Source organism: Klebsiella sp. WOUb02, assembly GCF_050058015.1.
GTDB lineage: Bacteria > Pseudomonadota > Gammaproteobacteria > Enterobacterales > Enterobacteriaceae > Klebsiella.
The window spans coordinates 3,390,738-3,409,898 of the sequence record NZ_CP170110.1 but is presented as its reverse complement, the minus strand read 5'-3'; the positions used below and the strand labels follow the sequence as shown (position 1 = coordinate 3,409,898).

The window sequence follows — 19,161 nt, the reverse complement described above, 5'->3', positions numbered from 1 at the left end:
CATGTCTCAAAACTGGATGCGGCATTTTGAGCTGCAGCTTATCGACGATAAGGGTGATGGCATCTCACTGTCAGATTTCAAGGTGACGTTTAACATACAGAAGATGCCGGCCACCATTTTTAACGGGTTCGTCGGCAACTTCAAAATTTACAATCTGGCGCCTGAAACTCAAAACCGGATAATGGGCAAAGAGTTTACCCGGATCAGAGCTATCGCCGGATACAACGGCGCAGCTGATGACAGCGGGGAATACCCGGATAAAAATATCGGTCTGATTTTCAATGGTGACATTCGGTTTACCATTACCGGTAAGGAGAACGTAACCGATAGTTGGGTGCTCATCCAGTGTATCGATGGCTGGGAAGGGCACCTGAACGCGAGCGTGAAAACGACGGTTGCGGCTGGCTGGAAGCACGCAGACCTGTTTGATCTCGGCATGCAGTCATTAAGGCCATACGGAATATCTGAAGGTAGCACGCCCGATTTCGGCTCAACTGTTTTCCCCCGCGGGCGTACCATTTACCAGAATACCGGGCGCCTGATGTTCGGGCTGGCAGGGCAATGCAAAGCCAACTGGTGGTATGAAAACAACCAGGTGCATATCCTTCCTGAGGACAAATATATCCAGGAGGCGATCGTGCTGAACGCCGATACCGGCCTGATCGGCATGCCACAGCAGACAATGGGTGCAGGCGTTAACGTTCGTTGCCTGATAAACCCGAACATAAAGCTGGGTGGGCTCATCAGACTGGATCAGGCCTCGGTATATCGTCAGGCTCTCGGCAATGACCAAATCGGGCAGTCTCCGGGGGTATTAGGCGAAACCACCACAGACGGCAATATCTATGTCGATGGGCTTCCTGGGTCGCAGCTGGCTGCAATCAATACCGATGGTGATTACATTGTCGGCAGTATTGACTATACTGGCGATACTCGCGGGCAGGCGTGGTATATGGATTTGCTCTGTCTGGCGAAGGGAGATCGGGATTTAATGAGTCAGTCGACAGTTGCAAAGGTGGATCTGGGATGAATTTTGCCAAGTCAGCATTGTTGGTATCCGTTTTTGTCATGTCTTTTAGCGGACAGGTGCTTGCTGCTCTACAGTGCGGTGATTTTTATTTAAAGGCTAACGCGGACGGCCTTACCCTAATCAATGGGCGGAAGCCAGAGACTCAAAAAATCACCTTCTTAGGTAAACCAGAAGACTACGACAACGTAAAAATTCAATGGATGATTCCTTCGCCTGAAACTGGTAGATGGTTAGGGATGGACTATATCCGCAGAAACGGAAAGCCCATTCTCAACGTCGAAGTGATCCGCAAGAACATGGACGAGCCCCGAGAGTTCTGGACTTATAACTGCCAGAGGGTGAAGTAATACTTGCAACGATGGGCAGTTATCTGCCCTGCCCATATATTAAATTAAGGTGCTTGGCTTTGGCATAATAAATGGCGGATGCTGACTATAAGAAACAAGTCTTATGGATTTGTCGTTTAACCTCTGATAATGCACAACGTACTCTGATGTCCAATCACCAAAAGCTTTAACTTGGTTATATTGAATGTGTCCAACATGGTAATGCCAAAGCTTGTTTGTTAACGCGTACTGTATGAGTCTAATCCTGTCATAATAAGCTTTACTTAGGCCTGTAGACTCCTTGTTTCTACCAGGCAGAGCAGAAAAACCGTTCTTTTTGAAATGAGATGTGAAATTATTAATAAGTATCAATTCCACATTGCTTATGCCGCTGATTTTATTTAAGAAATGATTTGAGTAGTTTACAGTGAAAGTCATTTTTTATTGTACTCTCTCACCCATTTAATAAAATCATCGTTTGTTTTAACCCAAGAAGGGGCTGTAACCTCTTGGGATTCAATACCAGAGCTTAACTCGTTAATATCAAACTCAAATCCCTCATCCGTGGGGATGAAGTGCTGCGCGGTATCAGCCAGCTCTTTAACGTTTTTTACATAATTTTCGTATGATGGGATTAGGCGAAGTTCTAAGTGCTTGAGCGTCCGGATGTGTGGGTGCCAGGCTGGGTTTGAACGAGCAATGAAAAAGGCATACTTGATCCTGTGGACACCATTTTCAATGTAGGTAGCCCTCTCATGCAGTTCACGAATCACAGAGTCGTCAACAATATGCAAAGATTCAATTTCTTGCGCGGTACCATGCAACAAAACATTAGTAACGCGTTTAGCTTCAGAGGATGCTTTGTCGGCGATATCTTGCGAATTGTAGACTCTTAACATAACTTCTTTTACCGTTTTCTCAGGCACCGCATTGTTATGATTTCTTTCAAAATCATTAAGCGGACGCTCAATACTGGAAGAAACGCCGCTGATCATCTCATCCAGCTTGGGAAGTTCTGGTGTGATAAAAGCTAACGCACTCATGCCTAACATGGGTATACCTGCTTACAGTAGTGTAAATTTTGAACGCTCAGATGAACACCATCATAGTTCAATAGATGCGGCTCAGTACACACAAAATAATCATGACATTTATACAGGTCGCCAATGGGCGGCCTTTTTTAATGCCCGGAGTAACCAAATGCCCGTAGCACTAAACTCCCAGCTCGGTAGTAAAGAGCAGGCCGACGCGCATCTGGCGCAGGCGATCATGTCCGCGATGCGTGTCTCCATTCCCGGCATCATTCAGTCATTTGATCCCGATGCCGTCACCGCTGTTGTTCAACCAGCCATTAAAGGTGCAGAGCAGGACGAATCAGGCGTCGAGGTTTCGGTAAACCTGCCGCTGCTGGTGGACGTTCCTGTCGTTTTCCCCCGCGGTGGTGGCTGCACGCTGACATTTCCCGTCAGCGCCGGCGATGAATGCCTGGTGATATTTGCCGACCGCTGCATTGATTTCTGGTGGCAGAGCGGAGGCATACAGGAGCCGGTAGACGGGCGCATGCACGATTTATCGGATGCATTCTGTATTGTTGGTCCGCAGTCGCAGGCGAAGAAAATCAGCGGCATCAGCACTACAGCCGCGCAGCTGCGTACCGACGACGGATCGGCGTTTATTGAGGTGGCAGCAGGTCATGACGTCACCGTTAAAACGCCGGGTAAATTGACGGCCAGCGCTGACGGCGGCACGGAAATAACCTCTCCTGAAATCATCCTTAACGGCAACGAGACAATCAACGGCAATCTGTCGCAAGGAATGGGTGAGAGCGGAGGCTCTGCCACGATGCACGGCCCGGTCACCGTAACCAACGACGTGACTGCTGGCGGTAAGAGTCTAATGACGCACACGCACGCCGGGGTTGAGCGTGGTAACGACAGTACGGGAGCGCCGGAGTAATGAGAATTATATTTTCTGATTTGAACAAAGATGTGATTCAAGCGCTGGAGGCAGCGTTTAGTGGTGTCGATTCGGTCACAACTTTCTGTGGGGATATCAGAGATGTAAATGGGGATGCAATAGTCTCCCCTGCAAATAGCTATGGCTGGATGAATGGCGGAATAGATGCTGTATATCTGTAAGCGCCCCATAATGAACGTGGCGTAAGGATTATTTTACGGAGGATAGGTTCCAGGGCAGCAGCTCATGTACCCGGTTTGAAGGCCAGTCGTTGATCTTGCTTATCACCTCGCACAACCAACCTTCCGGCTCCACACCGTTCAGTTTGCAGGTGCCAAGCAGGCTGTAGATGATGGCTGCTGCCTCACCCCCGTTGTCAGAGCCGAAGAACAGGTAGTTCTTTCTGCCAACCGCCACCGCGCGCAGCGCGTTTTCTCCGATGTTATTGTCGATTTCCACCTGACCGTTACGGCAGTACTCATTCAGGGCGTGCCACTGTTTCAGTATGTACGCGAACGCCTTCGCCGTCTCCGCGTGAACCGACAGCGTCGTCATTTGCGCCTCTATCCACTCGTGCAGCGATGTCATCAGCGGAACCGACCGTGCTTTTCTTATCTGCAGCCGTTTCCCGGCCGGGCTGCCGCGTATTTCCGCCTCGATGGCATACAACGCACCTATACGGTTCAGCGCTTCATTCGTCATTTCTGTCGGGCGTCGAACATGCTCATCGTGGATTTTCCTTCTGGCATGCGCCATGCACGCTGCTTCTCTGATGTGCCCGGACTCATACAGCGTGTCGTAAGCACCGTACGCATCTGCCTGAAGCACGCCTCTGTACCCTGAGAGATGTCGCTGAGGATGTTCCCCCTTACGGTCCGCTGAGTACGAGAACCAGACTGCCGGCGGTTCTGGCACCCCGGCGTTACGGTCATCCCGGACGTAGACCCACAGCCGACCGGTTCGCGTTTTACCACTCCCGGGCTCCAGCACCCTGACCGGCGTGTCATCAGTGTGCACCTTGCCAGCCTGCATAACGTACTGGTTGAGCGCCTCATGCAGCGGACGAAGCCGGTTGCCCATCATCGCGACCCAGCGGACCATCGTGTTACGGCTCAGCGCCAGTCCATGACGGGCGTAGATTTCTGTCTGCCGGTACAGCGGCGTATGCTCCACATATTTTCCGACCAGGATGCGGGCCAGCAGGCTGCTGCCCACACGACTGCCTTCTACCGGCTTTGCCGGGAGCGGGGCCTGCACGATAACGTCGCACCGGCTGCACGCCAGCTTCGGTCGGACCGTTTCGATGATTTTAAAGGCGGTTTTGATGATCTCCAGTTGCTCAGAGAGAGTTTCTCCCATCACCTTCAGCTCTCCACCACATGACAGGCAGACGCTGGTCGCTGGCAGTAAGGTCTGTGTTTCCCGAGGCAGGTCGGCTGGCAGCGGTTTTCGGGCGGTGTGGCGGGTGGGTTTTTCTGGCGTCGTTTGCGACACGACAACACTATCTGCTGGTATATCCGGTACCGGCTCGTTGCCATTCAGGCAGGTTTTTGCCGCCTCCAGTCGGCTTTCCAGCTCTGACAACCGTTTCTCTGCCTGGCGGATTTTGTTTTCCAGCTTATTACGGCTCTTTTCCGAACTCTGACCGAACAGCATTCGCCGTAGTTTATCCAGCTGTGCTTTCAGGCGGTTGATTTCCTGCTCATAACCCGCCACCTGGCCTGCATACTGGCGCAACCGGGTCTGCTGGTCGTTCAGCATCGCCCGCTGTTTACGCAGCATGGCTTTTAACTGGTCGATATCGTCAGGGAGTTCATTTTTCATACACCCGACATTACAACAGGTTACACCCGCAGGCCAGGACGTTGTGATGACTGTGGATGTTTCCAGTTGAGGCCTTCCAGCAGCATAGCCAGTTGCGCCGGGGTCAGATGGATCTTCCCGTCGCTGACAGCGGGCCAGACGAAGTGTCCACGCTCAAGACGTTTGATGAACAGGCACAGACCATCCTCATCGGACCACAGTAGCTTTACCATATCACCACGGCGCCCCCGGAAGATGAACAGGTGGCCGCTGAATGGGTCCTCGTTGAGGACATTCTGCACGCGGGAGGCCAGGCCGTTGAAGCCGTTTCTCATGTCGGTAACGCCCGTCACCAGCCAGATGCGGGAACCCGCAGGAAGGGATATCATCAGCCACCTCTCTTCAGTTCGCGAACCAGAGCCGACAGCATGGCCGGGGTGAGGTTGCCGGACAGCTTCAGGCGTGCACGGCCGATACTGACCTCACAGCATTGCCCGGCATCCGGTGGCAGGCTTTGCGCTGATGCTGCCGGGAGCTCGGGCAGCGCGGGTCGTGAGTATTCGGTGGTCACAACAGGAACGATATCGTCACTGATAATGGCCGGTGCTGGGGGTGTATCAGATGGCTCATCAACCAGATGACGATAGCGCTGACGCCAGGTGAACAGCAGGTTGTCATTAATCCCGTTCTGGCGGGCAAGCCGTGCCACGCAGGCACCGGGTTGCAGTGATCGCTGAACCAGGTCGAGTTTGAACGGCATGGAGTAGGTAGCCCGCTGGCGTGGGACTGTCGGTTGGGTCATTTGTGATAGAGTCCATTTAAAAATTAAGTGGACTCTATCATCACCGGATTAAAGGTACGTCGACAGACGTCGTTGCCGGGGCGCTTACGTATATCTAAGCGCTTTTGGTTATCAACTGCAGGTGCGTGTCCAGTCTGCAATAGCTGAAAGGTTCGACGGTTTTCTACCTATAGGGCGTGCGCTATCTGTACACGCAATGGGATTTGGTCCCCAGCACCCTAAATTTCTCATTGTGTCTCCAACCATGGAAATCCCTGAAGATGTTAGTTCAACAAATAATGCCTATCTGTCGTTCCTCGCTGCGCTCAAAGAGGCAAAGCATTTGGCGGTTGAAACATTAATTTGCCCGGGATTGTGTTCGTTAACCGGAAGAATGCCAGCAGAGGAAATGGCTAAGCAAATGAGGGCGGCTTTCGAGGACGTGGAGGGTATTGATGCGCTACCGTCGAGAAGATGATGACGGGGATTACACTTTCGGCCGGGGCGATGATACCTGGCTGGTGAACTCTCCGGAGGCAGTCGCGCAGGCCATTAAAACGCGCTTCCTGCTCTGGTACGGTCAGTGGTTCCTCGATACCACGGAGGGAACACCCTGGATTCAGTCAGTCCTCGGCAAACAACGACCAGATACCTACAACCTGGCTATCCGCAGGCGCATCCTGGAAACGCGGGGGGTGAGCTCTATCACCGAATTTAACACCGAAGTTGACGGCCGCACGCGCCGTGTAACGTTCACAGCAACGGTAGAAACCCTCTACGGGACAACCACAGTAACCTCGGAGGCGTAATGGCCCTGGACCTCGATACACTCGGCTTATCGGCAACGGTAACCGCTGAGGGGATTAGTGCGCCCGATTATCAAACTGTGCTGGACACCATCACCGGATATTTCCAGCAAATCTACGGCAGTGATGCCTATCTGGAACCAGACAGCAAAGACGGCCAGATGGTGGCGCTGGTGGCGCTGGCCATTCACGACGCCAATAACACGGCCATCTCGGTTTACAGGTCATTCTCGCCGGCGACGGCGCTGGGTGACGCACTGACGAGCAACGTCAAAATTAACGGCATCACCCGACGCGCAGCGACAAATTCAACTGTCGATTTGCTGCTTACCGGTACCGTCGGTACGACCATCACCAACGGCTCGGTACGCGACACAAACAGCGTGGTCTGGAATCTGCCTGCAACGGTGGTCATTGGCTCCGACGGGACAGTGGTAGCTACGGCCACCTGTGCGAACTCGGGAGCAGTCGCCGCGGTGGCGGGGTCGGTAAACGGCATCAACACACCTACGCGCGGATGGGCCTCGGTAACTAACCCGCTGGCGGCCACTGTAGGCGTAGCAGCGGAAACAGATGCAGAGCTACGCGTAAGGCAGTCGCAAAGCGTCGCACTGGCGTCTCTCACGCCATTTGATGCTGTAGACGGTGCGATTGCCAACGTTGAAGGCGTGACCCGTCACAAGCTGTTTGAGAACGACCAGGAGGTGACGGATTCAAACGGACTGCCTCCGCACTCGATCTCGGCGATTGTCGAGGGTGGTGATGCAACGGAAATCGCTAACACTATCCGAAGCGTTAAAGGGCAGGGCGTATCCACTTATGGTACGACGGCCGTGATAGTCACCGACAAATACGGCAACCCCTATACCATCCGCTTCTCCCGCCCGGTGGATGTGCCGATCTACGTGTCGATAACGCTCCAGGCCCTGACGGGTTATAGCTCTGAGGTCGGTGACGAGATCAAGGCGGCCGTGGCTGCATATATCAACTCTCTGGCCATCGGTGACAGTGTGCTGCTGAGCCGCGTTTATTCCCCGGCTAACCTGGGCGTCGTCAGCGGCGGTAACGCACGTTATTACGACATCATGGAGCTGCTGATTGGTCGCTCTGCCGATGACGTAGCCGCGGCTAATGTAGTGGTTGCCTATGATGAATCGGCATCCTGCAGCGTGGATAACATTGTGCTGGTGGTGACGCCATGAGCAAATACACCGACTTGATCACCAATTACCATGCCGGTAAGCCCAAATTCTTCGCTCACGTTGATTTATCCACCCGGCCGCTAATTGACGTTTCTGCTGCGACTGCCGGACTCATCGCCGCCTTTGATGTTGATACCGCCGTTGGCGACCAACTGGATATTCTCGGGAGGTGGATTGGTGTAGATCGCACGGTGGCGGCACCTATTTCAGGCGTTTTTCTTGAATGGGATAAAGAAAGGGTCGGTTGGGATCAGGGGGTTTGGCTGGGTCCTTATCAGTCTACGGACGCATTAACCTACCTGAGCGACGATGTTTATCGGGTCGTACTAAAAGCCCGCATAGGGATAAACAACTGGAACGGCCAGAATGGCACGTTGCCGGATATTCTGGAAACAGCGCTCGCCGGTACCGGAATAAAAATGATTATTGTCGACAACCAGGATATGAGCATCTCAGTCCTTATTGTTATCGATGATGAATATCTGATGCCGGAAATAGACAGACTAATATTTGACTCCGGCATGAACCGGGGGCCGTTCGTTGCTCTTCCTGCCGATTACGTACCCTCAAGATACGATATCAACCCCATAGACAAATTACCTGCTGAATTTGTTTTTGTTATTCGTGCTGGACTTCTTACCGTGAAAGCAGCCGGGGTAAGAGTCAGGGAAACGGTAACACCCTCTAACGGGTATAAATTCTTTGGATTTGATGTGGAAAACGACTATATCGCCGGCTTTGAAGCTGGCGCATGGGGAGCGAACTTCTGATGCCAGTTAATAATTTTAAGCCATTTGCTATCGCAGCAGGCTCTAATGTTGTTTCACAAACAGAATGGGAAGCGTTAATTGCTTTAGCTACGGGATTTACAGCTGGAATAGCTCGGTCATCTCAGATAAATAAAGCCCTTCGGCAGAGTTCGGTCATGTCTAGCGTGCTGGCTCAGTTTATGGCTGAAACAACCGGTGAAGATGTTCTTGATGATGGCGATACAGCAAAACTGGTATCCCTGTTAATCACTTCAGTTAATGCAGTTGCACGGAGTTCTCTGCCTGTTGGCACCCCAATCCCCTGGCCCTCTGATACCTTGCCGGCCGACGGCGATTTCGCTTTCATGCAGGGGCAGACATTCACCCTTACGGCATACCCGTTACTGGCTACAGCTTACCCGTCAGGTGTCATTCCAGACATGCGAGGCTGGACCATTAAGGGGAAGCCGGCTACCGGGCGTGAGGTGCTGTCCCAGGAACAGGATGGCGTTAAATCACACTCTCACACAGCGTCGGCCACATCGACCGATCTCGGCACTAAAACGACAAGCAGCAACGGCGACCACGCCCACACGTGGGGCTCGGGAATGCAGAAGCAGGGCGGAAGCGATCAGGAGGTTGGTAGCAACAGTGGGAGAACCTTTGGCACAACATCCACTGCAGGGGCGCACACACACTCCGTCGTTATTGGGGCCCACTCACACACAATCACGGTCGATGCTGCGGGTAATGCAGAAAACACCGTTAAAAACATCGCATTTAACTACATCGTGAGGCTCGCATAATGGTTTTTGAAATGTCTGACAAAACTCAGGTGGTAACCGTTTATCATATCAGCGACGATACGGGGGAGTTAGTGGGCGTTGAAGAATTGTCGATCCCGCCTCACACTGGCTTGCCTGCCTGCAGCACTCAAAGTTCACCACCCGAAATAGTCCCCGGGGAAACAGCGGTTTTCAATGCCGCCGCGGGCCAGTGGTCCCTTATCGAGGACCATCGCGGACAGATCGTCTACAGCACTGCATCAGGCGAGCCTGTTGAGATTTCAGCACTCGGAGAGTTGCCGGAAGGGGTAACGACGAAGGCACCTGCTGATAGCTATCAAAAATGGGATGGCGCTAACTGGGTTAACGATACGGAAGCCAAACACCAGGCCGAAGTAGTTAGCGCCACTGAGCTATTAACAGAGTTAATGCGTAAGGCAAACGAAAAAATAGCCCCTCTAAGTGATGCCGTAGAGCTTGGTATCCAGACCGATGATGAAGTCGCGCAACTGACTGAGTGGAAAAAATACCGCGTTGCTTTGAGTCGCATCGATACCTCTACCGCACCCGATATCGCCTGGCCTGAAATTCCTGCCTGATCTGTTTCTGAGGTAATACCCCTATGCCATTTTATTTAACTCGGGACCCGGTCCCGTCGGCAGACATGCGCAACGTTTTCGACAATGCGCAAAATATGGACCTTTTTCTTAACGACATAACATCAGCATTCTGGACGGATCGACTTGGCCGTAGTCGCATGTCATGGTTTGGGATGGAATCTGCATTCACTGTAAATTTGAGTGACTTTCAATCTCGTTTCGCATCTCAAATTGTGGAACAGGAAAGTGCTTTTGATGTGGCTCAGGCGGATAAAGAAAGCCGCTTCCAGGCGTTTCTTGATAGCTCCGGTTACGTGTTTCTCGGCGACTATGAAGACGGACCGTTTCAGTTCAGCGCCCGCAATCAGTACGTTCGGTATAACGACCAGTACTACCGCCTGAATGCCACCACAGATGTCGGATTTACGACGACCGGTACCGACGCAACCAGTTTTGCGAATGATGTGACTCACTTCGTTCTTATGGATGGCGATACTCTTCGCCAAAACCTGGGTTCAGGCGAAGAGGGTATGGGAGACTATTTACTTGCTGCAAAACTGACAGTGGACGGCGCCGTTCATAGAACTCAGCATGACAAAAACGCTGAGTCGATGAGCCTTATGGATTTTGGAGGAGACAGAGACGCAGTTAACCCGCTGGGCATTGAAGCCGAGGCCAGGGCCCGCGCAACCTCTTTGCGCATTCCCTATCTCGGATATGACCAGTATCTGCTGCCGAACATGGGGGCTAAGCTCTTCAAATACTGCGATGGCCCGTACGACCGTTCAGTAGTCATGGCTCTGCGGAACCAGTTAAGCCCGATGGCCGGTGAACCTCAGTCATCAATATCAGGCTTTGCCACATCAGCCGACTTATCGAAAAACCCTGAGCGTGCTCAGTCTTTGCTGTACGGACACCTTGTAGGACAGCCCACACTGCTGACGAGTTCAAATACCGTTTTTTCCGCCGACAGCGTCACGTGTACCGATTTGCCCGGGGATATTATTTCTGAGGTATGTGCCAAACAGGTTATTAATGTCGTTGACTCAGATACCAGTGTTGGGTCATGGACAACATTTGTTTTGGGTGTGGTGGGCACTACGATATACATCGAAGATACCTGGTATAAGGCCGGAAGTAATGGAACTGTTACAGGTGTTCCAACTGACGGATCGACGATGAAGTTAGTTCCCAGCAATAAAATATTTGGCAGGAACTTTATTGTCTCACTAAATGAAGACTCAGACGCTTCTCAGATGGTTGGGGAAGAGTTAAATCTGAGAAACAACAAAGCGGCCGCTGCGGGTAGCGGGTACGGTCAGGACGTCATCAGTAATGGTTTGTACAACATTATGAATGCATATCAGGCAAGGGGTAATTCGTTTTTTGGATTCCGCAATTATGCTAATCACTCAGACGGTGCTAGCGGATATGGCTTTGCAAACACACCATCTGTCGGCAATTGCTTTTATGGATTTTATGACGTCAATTCCACGAACGGGATTTATGTCTGGACGAACCAGTACGGCGTAACGATAAAAAACCCTCAACTCCAGGCGCTGAGGATTATTGATAATGTCAACAACTTCATCACCGGCATGGACGAAACCGGCTCGTGGCAGACTCCAAAAGAGTACTCGACCACGACATCTATCGGGGAGACCGTGTCAGGTTTTGCCGGGGTGACGTTTGCGACCCCCGCAGCAGCTGGTGACGCCATCATTATGCCGACACGCATGAAAAACAAAAAACTCACAGTTAAAAATTTGAGCGCCACGTACGCCCTTGCACTGACCGGCCCGTTTGAATTTGGCGCAGGCTCATTCAGCATCCCTGCCCGTGGCGGAGTGATATTAGAGACTGACGGCACATACTGGTACATCCTGGCTAAATACACCGCATAAGAGGTTTATATGACAATTTCAGTTTCAAAGAGCATAGAGCGCCATACCACATATATGGGGTTTGGCGCCCCCTATGCTTCCAATGTTGATGTCGTACTGAGCATTGACGTTATCAGCGCTGAAGTAATCGACTCCGCGAATAATATCGCCAACGCCGTGCACACGATTAAATTTGATATCGACAGTGGGGTTTATCTCGAACGGGTTGAACAGTTTAATTTTGAAGATGAAGACGACCTCGTTTCCGAGGCCGAGGCGTTCCTGACTAAATTCTACGGTGAATAAAAATGGCGAATAAAGAAGAATTACTGAAAAAGAGCAAGCGCGAAGTTGAGCTTGAAATCGAGTTGTATTCCACCCGCAATGCGCTTCTCAATGCTCACATGCAAAGGCTCTCACGAGACAAAGAGGAAAACGATAACCAACTCGCCGAAGCAAAGCTGGCGCTGGTGCTCATCAGGAAGGAAGAGAATAAGGCGGCGAAGGGCGGAGTCAAAAAACTGACACCGGAGCAGGCGTTAATCATCTCTGGTTTTACCGGTTTTGCTGCATGCAGCATAGCAGCGCTAAAAGCTGATATCGAAAAGCGCTTAGGTGAGCCAGTGGGAGATATTACCTTGGCTGCCGTGGGGCAGGAAAAAATCAGCGCCCTGTACAAAGATGATTACGCAAAGCTCTGCCCATATGCGCACCCGGAAAGTGACAACAGGCTGACAGAAGAACAGGCCGTCATCGTTACTGGCTATACGGGAATGCTTCTGGGCGACGTTGATAAGTTCTATGCTGACCTTGAAAAGCGCCTTGGCCGGAAAATCGTTAATTCTGAACTACCGTCAATCGGGCAGGATAAAATCATCTGCCTTTACAAAGAGGAATTTCTGTCTCTTTGCTAATCTTGTGGATGCTCAGCATAAGCGCATACATCAGTAGCTTGCACCTGTCAGAAAATTGATAGGCGCGACCAGCAGCAGGTCGCGGACGTGATCGGGGTGGGCGTGAAAACGGTTTACAAATATTTTCCCGCTGACGGATCAAGGTAAAAAGCCCCTCGTTGGAACGAGGGGAACCAGGTTTACGTGCTACCTATTTTTTATTCATTAACTCAATGCGTTCACTTCCCTGTGAACGCTCTCTTTATACATAAAGAATATGGAAAAAATATGGAAAAAGAGAGATATGGCTCAGGTGGTATGGCCGTCGAAGGCATTAACTTCATGAGATAAGTAAACTCATTGCCAACAGAACCAGCATGCAGACGAAGGTTGTTTCAAGTCCCAAAACAGAACCTCATCGATAAAGAAAAAAACCGCCCAGAGAAAGGCGGTGTCAAATTCGACAGTGAAATATGCTACACACATTCAGGAGCCCCATCGTAGCTCCAGACCTCATAGCAATGAGGTTTTCAGATGATAATTCATCAAACTGGTGGAAAAATGGAGGGTTTAAGGAGTTGTTTGTTTAAAATATTTCATCTGAACAAAGGTAGCGGGCGATGCGCTAACAACAGTGGATGGTGAGGCGATAGAGGGTGAGGGTGTTTACGGCGTAGTCACATTTTCCGTTAACGATCTGCGTCGGGATGACTGCCCGATTTGAGTTCCCACCCGACAGCCGCATGTCAGAGTTGCCGGGTGGGGGTAGTGACTCAGGCAGGAGATCACCATTCGCGATTCTACTCAATCTTTTTGCTTTTCTGCAACTTATCAAACTTTTCATGCAGCGTTTTCGGAAATAGCTCAGTGTAAACCTGCCATAAAATATTCAGCGATCGATGGCCGGTAACCTGTGCGACCTCTTCAATGCTGAATCCTGCCTCAAACAGACGGCTTGCCCCTTCGCGTCGCAGGTCGTGATAACGTAAATCCTGAATACCCAACGCGTTGCGTACGCGCTGGAAGCCAGCGGTGACGGATGTAGGCTTATAAGGGAAAATTAGGTCAGTGGTACGTGGCTGGCGCTGCACTATATCCCATGCCTCACCAAGGAGGGCTACTCGCATATGGTTTCCTTCCTTTTTCCTGGGATCTTTCCTGTCACGGACCAGTACCGCTCTCTCGTCGTTATCGACATCCTCCCAGCGCAACCGGCACACCTCTCCAATGCGCATGCAGCTAAAAATAGAGAAACGCAGGATATCTATGAATGGAATTATTGCGCTTCTATGCAAGCTCCGCGCCCTAAGTCCCTCTGCCAGCCTGTCGAGTTCATCGCCCACCGGGCGCCTGCTGCGCCGGTTAGATTTGCCAATCAGGCCCATCTGAATTAATACCGGTCGGGCGTCCCGCGCCGGGTTATCGGTATACTCAATACCGTAAACAGGTTTTGCTGACGCCAGAACTCCGGACAAGTAGCTTACATCCTGACTTACAGTTGCTGGCCCCGCTCCTGCCCCTGCTCGCTCCCGGCAATGGGTGATCACATCGGTAACGGCTAAATCTACAAGGGGTATCCTGGCAATGTCGCAGTCGGCCAGCATGTCGAGTACGTAGCGTTTGGTGCGCCGCGCGTGACCCCCTAACGCCGGATCATTTGTATACTTGGTGATCAGTTCACCTGTGGTTATCTGGCTGGTGCTGCTGGTATCTGGTACACCATCAGCTTCCAGTTCAAGAACGCGGCGACTGCCCCACGACTTCGCCATTGCTTGTTTGCTGAATGTCCGAGTTTCCCGGTGTAGGTGCTTGCCGCCTGCTTTAATACCGACTGTGCAGCGATAGCGGATTGTGCCATCGGCCAGCGGTCGCTTAACTATGTTATAGTAGGCCATTATGTAACCGCCTTGCTTTCCGGTACACCATTTGCAAGGTGTACTAATTGGTGTACTGAGAAAGTAAAAATACAATAGAATGTGTAAAAATGCACCAAAATGTCGAGAATAAAAAAAACTTTCAAAACAGCGCAGTGCCTGATGAATCAGGAAAGTACTGGTGTGGCAGGTTTAGCATCGCCCCGATGCTCGACTGGACCGACAGGCACTGCCGCTACTTCCTGCGCCAGCTGACGCGCCATACGCTGTTGTACACCGAAATGGTGACCACCGGGGCGATTATTCACGGTAAAGGCGACTATCTGGCCTATAGCGAAGAGGAGCATCCGGTTGCGCTACAGTTGGGCGGTAGCGATCCGGCGGCGCTGGCGCAGTGTGCGAAGCTGGCGGAAGCGCGCGGTTACGATGAGATCAACCTCAACGTCGGCTGTCCGTCTGACCGCGTGCAGAACGGGATGTTTGGCGCCTGCCTGATGGGCAATGCGCAGCTGGTTGCCGACTGCATTAAAGCGATGCGCGACGTGGTGTCGATTCCGGTGACGGTAAAAACCCGCATCGGCATTGATGACCAGGATAGCTATGCCTTCCTGTGTGATTTCATCGAGACCGTATCCGGGAAGGGCGAATGCGACATGTTTATCATTCACGCCCGCAAGGCCTGGCTCTCCGGCCTGAGCCCAAAAGAGAACCGCGAAATCCCGCCTCTGGACTACCCGCGCGTTTATCAGCTAAAGCGTGATTTTCCGCATCTGACGATGGCGATCAACGGTGGGATCCGCTCGCTGGAAGAGGCGAAGCTGCACCTTGAGCATATGGACGGCGTGATGGTGGGGCGCGAGGCGTACCAGAATCCAGGTATGCTGGCCGCGGTTGATCGGGAGATTTTTGCGGCCAATGGCGCGGATGCTGACCCGGTTGCCGTGGTGCGCGCCATGTATCCCTATATTGAGCGTGAGCTGAGCAACGGGACCTATCTTGGCCACGTGACCCGCCATATGCTGGGCCTGTTCCATGGGATCCCCGGCGCTCGCCAGTGGCGTCGCTACCTGAGTGAGAACGCGCATAAGGCCGGTGCCGATATTAACGTTCTGGAACACGCGCTGAAGCTGGTTGCCGATAAGCGTTAACGTTTCGCTAAATTTTAGTCAAATACGCCACGCCCTGAAGCTTGCTTTGGGGCGTTTTTATTTAAATTCAATAAATTATACCTGGCACGCTTCTTGTAATATCTGAGCAATGAGGGTTATTGCCTGGGAGAGAAGACGATGCTGGAACTGCTATTTATTATTGGGTTTTTCGTCATGCTGCTAATGACCGGCGTGTCGCTGCTGGGCATTATTGCCGCCATCGTTGCGGCGACGGCGCTGATGTTCGTCGGCGGTCTGTTTGCGATGATGATTAAGCTGCTGCCGTGGCTGCTGCTGGTCGTTGCGGCGGTATGGGTGATTCGGGCGATAAATACGCCAAAAATTACCCGCTACCGTAGCAACAACCGCTGGCGTTATTAAGGGAGTGAGTGGTCGGTCACAACCTGAGGAATTTTGCATAAAACAGCGTAGGTTTTGCTTATTAAATCTGTCACTATTAGCGCGTTAATGAATTCATCGCGCTGTACCCTACATACAGCCGAACTAAAAAAAAGTCAGGGCTTCCATTTGGAAGCCCTAAACTTTTCCCCCCTCCCGTCATACTTCAGACTACAGGTGCGTTGGCTGCGTTAACTCACCCCGGTCACTTACTGGAGTAAGCTCCCGAGGATTCGCTATCTTGCCGACTTCCTGTAGCCCGAATTATTTAGGGAGGGCTTCCCGTCATACTTCAGACTACAGGTGCGTTGGCTGCGTTAACTCACCCCGGTCACTTACTGGAGTAAGCTCCCGGGGATTCGTTATCTTGCCGCCTTCCTGTAGCCCGAATTATTTAGGGAGGGCTTCCCGGCATATCTCAAACGGCAGGACGTTTTGCTATTACGGCAGCAGCAGACTTGAGCCTTCGGTGGCGCGGCTTTCGAGAATCTCGTGCGCGCGTCGCGCGTCGGCCAGCGGATATTTTTGACTCTCCGCGACGTCGACGTTAATCACTCCGCTGGCGATCAGCGAAAAGAGTCGTTACTGGCTTCCATCAGCTCTTCGCGGCTGGTGATATAGCCCTGCAGAGAAGGGCGGGTCACGTACAGCGAGCCTTTCTGGTTGAGGATCCCCAGATTAACGCCGGTAACCGGTCCGGAAGAGTTGCCGAAGCTGACCATCAATCCTCGGCGCTGCAGACAGTCGAGCGAGGCTTCCCAGGTGTCTTTGCCCACGGAATCATAGACCACGTGAACCTTTTTCCCCTCGGTAATCTCTTTCAGGCGTTCGACGATATTCTCCTCACGGTAGTTAATCGTCTCCCAGGCTCCGGCCTGCTTCGCGCGCTGCGCCTTTTGCGCGCTGCCGACGGTGCCGATCAGCTTTGCGCCCAGCGCTTTCGCCCACTGGCAGGCAATCAACCCGACGCCGCCGGCCGCGGCGTGGAACAGGAACGTCTCGCCGGCTTTGATTTCGTAGGTTTTACGCAGCAGATAATGGACCGTCAGCCCCTTAAGGAAGGAGGCCGCCGCCTGCTCGAAGGAGATGGCCGCAGGCAAAATCGCGGCTTTATCGGCGGGGACGTTATGCACCGAACTGTAGGCGCCCAGCGCCGATTGGGCGTACACGACGCGATCGCCGGCTTTAATATGCGTGACGCCGCGCCCGACCTTGCTCACCACGCCGGCGGCTTCGGTACCTAATCCGCTCGGAAGTGAAGGGGGCGGATAGAGGCCGCTGCGAATATAGGTGTCGATGTAGTTGATACCTATGGCTTTATTCTCTACCTGGATCTCGTGTTCCGCCGGATCCCGTGCCACAAACTCCACCACCTGCAGAACGTCCGGGCCACCGTGCTTGTGAAATTCAATACGTGTTGCCATGCTTCCTCCTGAACTATGTGGTAACCTTTCGAGCCAATTTCTATAGCGGGAATTCCATTCAATATGGCAGGAAATAAACCCTTCAACAAACCCCAGACTGAACCCCGGGTTCGCGATCCGCAGGTCGCCGGGCTGAAAGTACCGCCGCACTCGATTGAAGCGGAGCAGTCGGTGTTGGGCGGTTTAATGCTGGACAACGAGCGCTGGGACGACGTTGCCGAGCGCGTGGTTGCGGAAGACTTTTACACGCGTCCGCACCGGCATATCTTTATTGAAATGGCCCGCCTGCAGGAAACCGGCAGCCCGATTGACCTTATTACGCTCGCGGAATCGCTGGAGCGCGAAGGGCAGCTGGACAGCGTGGGCGGCTTCGCCTATCTGGCTGAACTGTCAAAAAATACGCCAAGCGCGGCGAACATCAGCGCTTATGCCGATATCGTGCGCGAACGGGCGGTTGTCCGCGAGATGATCTCGGTGGCGAACGAAATCGCCGAAGCGGGCTTTGACCCCCAGGGCCGCACCAGCGAAGACCTGCTCGATCTGGCGGAATCCCGGGTCTTTAAGATCGCCGAAAGCCGCGCCAATAAAGACGAAGGTCCGAAAAATATCGCCGAAGTGCTTGATGCCACCGTGGCGCGTATCGAGCAGCTGTTCCAGCAGCCGCACGACGGCGTCACCGGCGTGAATACCGGCTATGACGACCTCAATAAAAAGACCGCGGGCCTGCAGCCGTCGGATTTAATCATCGTCGCGGCGCGTCCGTCGATGGGTAAGACGACTTTTGCGATGAACCTCGTCGAAAATGCGGCGATGTTGCAGGATAAACCGGTGCTTATCTTCAGCCTCGAGATGCCATCTGAGCAGATTATGATGCGTTCTTTGGCCTCGCTGTCGCGCGTCGACCAGACCCGCATTCGTACCGGCCAGCTCGATGATGAAGACTGGGCGCGAATTTCGGGCACCATGGGCATTCTGCTGGAAAAGCGCAATATCTATATCGATGACTCCTCCGGCCTGACGCCGACGGAAGTGCGTTCCCGCGCCCGGCGTATCGCCCGCGAGCACGGCGGGATCGGCCTGATTATGATCGACTACCTGCAGCTGATGCGCGTACCTTCGCTCTCCGATAACCGTACCCTGGAGATCGCTGAAATTTCTCGCTCGCTGAAGGCGCTGGCCAAAGAGCTGCAGGTGCCGGTGGTGGCCCTGTCGCAGCTTAACCGCTCGCTGGAACAGCGCGCCGATAAGCGCCCGGTAAACTCCGATCTGCGTGAATCAGGCTCTATCGAGCAGGATGCCGACTTAATCATGTTTATCTATCGTGATGAGGTTTATCACGAGAACAGCGACCTGAAAGGCATCGCTGAAATTATTATTGGTAAGCAGCGTAACGGCCCAATTGGTACGGTACGTCTGACGTTTAACGGGCAATGGTCGCGCTTCGATAACTATGCCGGCCCTCAGTATGATGATGAGTAAATCTCCGTAGTCCTGCACGCCGCT

At 52.6% G+C, this 19,161-nt stretch carries 19 protein-coding genes and 2 pseudogenes; 15 read left to right on the top strand and 6 right to left on the bottom strand.

Annotated elements, in window-relative coordinates; translation table 11 throughout:
- Position 1: 1 nt before the first annotated feature.
- Both ABOC21_RS23510 and ABOC21_RS23505 read left to right on the top strand, forming a co-directional pair.
- The gene (locus ABOC21_RS23510; protein WP_426813466.1) at positions 2-1,030 is read left to right on the top strand and encodes a hypothetical protein; all 1,029 of its coding nucleotides are present in this window, start codon (positions 2-4) and stop codon (positions 1,028-1,030) included.
- The gene (locus ABOC21_RS23505) at positions 1,027-1,377 is read left to right on the top strand and encodes a hypothetical protein (RefSeq protein WP_426813465.1); all 351 of its coding nucleotides are present in this window, start codon (positions 1,027-1,029) and stop codon (positions 1,375-1,377) included. Before ABOC21_RS23510 ends, ABOC21_RS23505 begins: the two co-directional genes overlap by 4 nt.
- Before the next feature lie 413 nt (positions 1,378-1,790).
- On the opposite strand, the gene ABOC21_RS23500 is transcribed toward ABOC21_RS23505, so the two are convergent.
- Positions 1,791-2,408, bottom strand: coding sequence for a hypothetical protein (locus tag ABOC21_RS23500; RefSeq protein WP_426813464.1), 618 nt, complete (start codon positions 2,406-2,408; stop codon positions 1,791-1,793).
- 148 nt (positions 2,409-2,556) lie between these two features.
- On the opposite strand from ABOC21_RS23500, the gene ABOC21_RS23495 reads away from it, so the two are divergent.
- A complete protein-coding gene (locus ABOC21_RS23495; protein ID WP_426813463.1) occupies positions 2,557-3,312 on the top strand; it encodes a Gp138 family membrane-puncturing spike protein in 756 nt (251 codons plus the stop codon).
- Entirely contained in the window at positions 3,312-3,494 is a 183-nt protein-coding gene (locus tag ABOC21_RS23490) for a hypothetical protein (RefSeq protein ID WP_426813462.1), read from the top strand. The genes ABOC21_RS23495 and ABOC21_RS23490 overlap by 1 nt, the downstream gene beginning before the upstream one ends.
- 28 nt (positions 3,495-3,522) lie before the next feature.
- On the opposite strand, the gene tnpC is transcribed toward ABOC21_RS23490, so the two are convergent.
- From tnpC to ABOC21_RS23475, 3 genes are read right to left on the bottom strand one after another with little or no spacing between them, the layout of a single operon-like run.
- Complete coding sequence (tnpC, locus tag ABOC21_RS23485; RefSeq protein ID WP_426811793.1) at positions 3,523-5,136, bottom strand: IS66 family transposase; 1,614 nt, start codon at positions 5,134-5,136, stop codon at positions 3,523-3,525.
- A 20-nt stretch (positions 5,137-5,156) separates the two neighbouring features.
- The gene (gene tnpB, locus ABOC21_RS23480; protein WP_426811792.1) at positions 5,157-5,504 is read right to left on the bottom strand and encodes an IS66 family insertion sequence element accessory protein TnpB; all 348 of its coding nucleotides are present in this window, start codon (positions 5,502-5,504) and stop codon (positions 5,157-5,159) included.
- Positions 5,504-5,917, bottom strand: coding sequence for a transposase (locus tag ABOC21_RS23475; protein WP_426811791.1), 414 nt, complete (start codon positions 5,915-5,917; stop codon positions 5,504-5,506). Before ABOC21_RS23475 ends, tnpB begins: the two co-directional genes overlap by 1 nt.
- Positions 5,918-6,351: 434 nt before the next feature.
- Between ABOC21_RS23475 and ABOC21_RS23470 the strand changes: the two genes are divergently transcribed.
- The 8 genes and pseudogenes from ABOC21_RS23470 to ABOC21_RS23435 all read left to right on the top strand — a co-directional run bounded on the left by ABOC21_RS23470 (position 6,352) and on the right by ABOC21_RS23435 (position 12,834).
- Positions 6,352-6,705, top strand: a complete 354-nt coding sequence (locus ABOC21_RS23470) for a hypothetical protein (RefSeq protein WP_426813461.1) — start codon at positions 6,352-6,354, stop codon at positions 6,703-6,705.
- On the top strand, positions 6,705-7,904 hold the full coding sequence (locus ABOC21_RS23465) for a baseplate J/gp47 family protein (protein ID WP_426813460.1): 1,200 nt from the start codon (positions 6,705-6,707) through the stop codon (positions 7,902-7,904). Before ABOC21_RS23470 ends, ABOC21_RS23465 begins: the two co-directional genes overlap by 1 nt.
- A complete protein-coding gene (locus ABOC21_RS23460; RefSeq protein ID WP_426813459.1) occupies positions 7,901-8,674 on the top strand; it encodes a DUF2612 domain-containing protein in 774 nt (257 codons plus the stop codon). Before ABOC21_RS23465 ends, ABOC21_RS23460 begins: the two co-directional genes overlap by 4 nt.
- 275 nt (positions 8,675-8,949) lie before the next feature.
- Positions 8,950-9,459: pseudogene (locus ABOC21_RS23455) on the top strand (phage tail protein); the annotation flags it as partial.
- Positions 9,459-10,037: a tail fiber assembly protein gene (locus tag ABOC21_RS23450; RefSeq protein WP_426813458.1), complete on the top strand. Its 579-nt coding sequence runs from the start codon at positions 9,459-9,461 to the stop codon at positions 10,035-10,037. The pseudogene ABOC21_RS23455 and the gene ABOC21_RS23450, both read left to right, overlap by 1 nt.
- Positions 10,038-10,060: 23 nt before the next feature.
- On the top strand, positions 10,061-11,941 hold the full coding sequence (locus tag ABOC21_RS23445; RefSeq protein WP_426813457.1) for a hypothetical protein: 1,881 nt from the start codon (positions 10,061-10,063) through the stop codon (positions 11,939-11,941).
- 9 nt (positions 11,942-11,950) lie between these two features.
- Complete coding sequence (locus ABOC21_RS23440; protein WP_426811934.1) at positions 11,951-12,226, top strand: hypothetical protein; 276 nt, start codon at positions 11,951-11,953, stop codon at positions 12,224-12,226.
- 2 nt (positions 12,227-12,228) lie between these two features.
- Positions 12,229-12,834, top strand: a complete 606-nt coding sequence (locus ABOC21_RS23435; protein WP_426813456.1) for a DUF7736 domain-containing protein — start codon at positions 12,229-12,231, stop codon at positions 12,832-12,834.
- A gap of 779 nt (positions 12,835-13,613) precedes the next feature.
- Here the strand turns inward: ABOC21_RS23435 and ABOC21_RS23430 are convergent.
- A complete protein-coding gene (locus ABOC21_RS23430; protein ID WP_426813455.1) occupies positions 13,614-14,708 on the bottom strand; it encodes a tyrosine-type recombinase/integrase in 1,095 nt (364 codons plus the stop codon).
- Between the two features lie 89 nt (positions 14,709-14,797).
- Between ABOC21_RS23430 and dusA the strand changes: the two genes are divergently transcribed.
- Together dusA and pspG are read left to right on the top strand one after the other, a co-directional pair.
- Positions 14,798-15,835: a tRNA dihydrouridine(20/20a) synthase DusA gene (gene dusA / locus ABOC21_RS23425; RefSeq protein WP_426813454.1), complete on the top strand. Its 1,038-nt coding sequence runs from the start codon at positions 14,798-14,800 to the stop codon at positions 15,833-15,835.
- A gap of 138 nt (positions 15,836-15,973) precedes the next feature.
- Entirely contained in the window at positions 15,974-16,216 is a 243-nt protein-coding gene (gene pspG / locus ABOC21_RS23420) for an envelope stress response protein PspG (protein WP_426813453.1), read from the top strand.
- Between the two features lie 459 nt (positions 16,217-16,675).
- Here pspG and ABOC21_RS23415 read toward each other — a convergent pair.
- Positions 16,676-17,658, bottom strand: a pseudogene (locus tag ABOC21_RS23415) (quinone oxidoreductase).
- 63 nt (positions 17,659-17,721) lie between these two features.
- Here ABOC21_RS23415 and dnaB point away from each other — a divergent pair.
- Entirely contained in the window at positions 17,722-19,137 is a 1,416-nt protein-coding gene (dnaB, locus tag ABOC21_RS23410; protein ID WP_426813452.1) for a replicative DNA helicase, read from the top strand.
- Positions 19,138-19,161 lie beyond the last annotated feature (24 nt).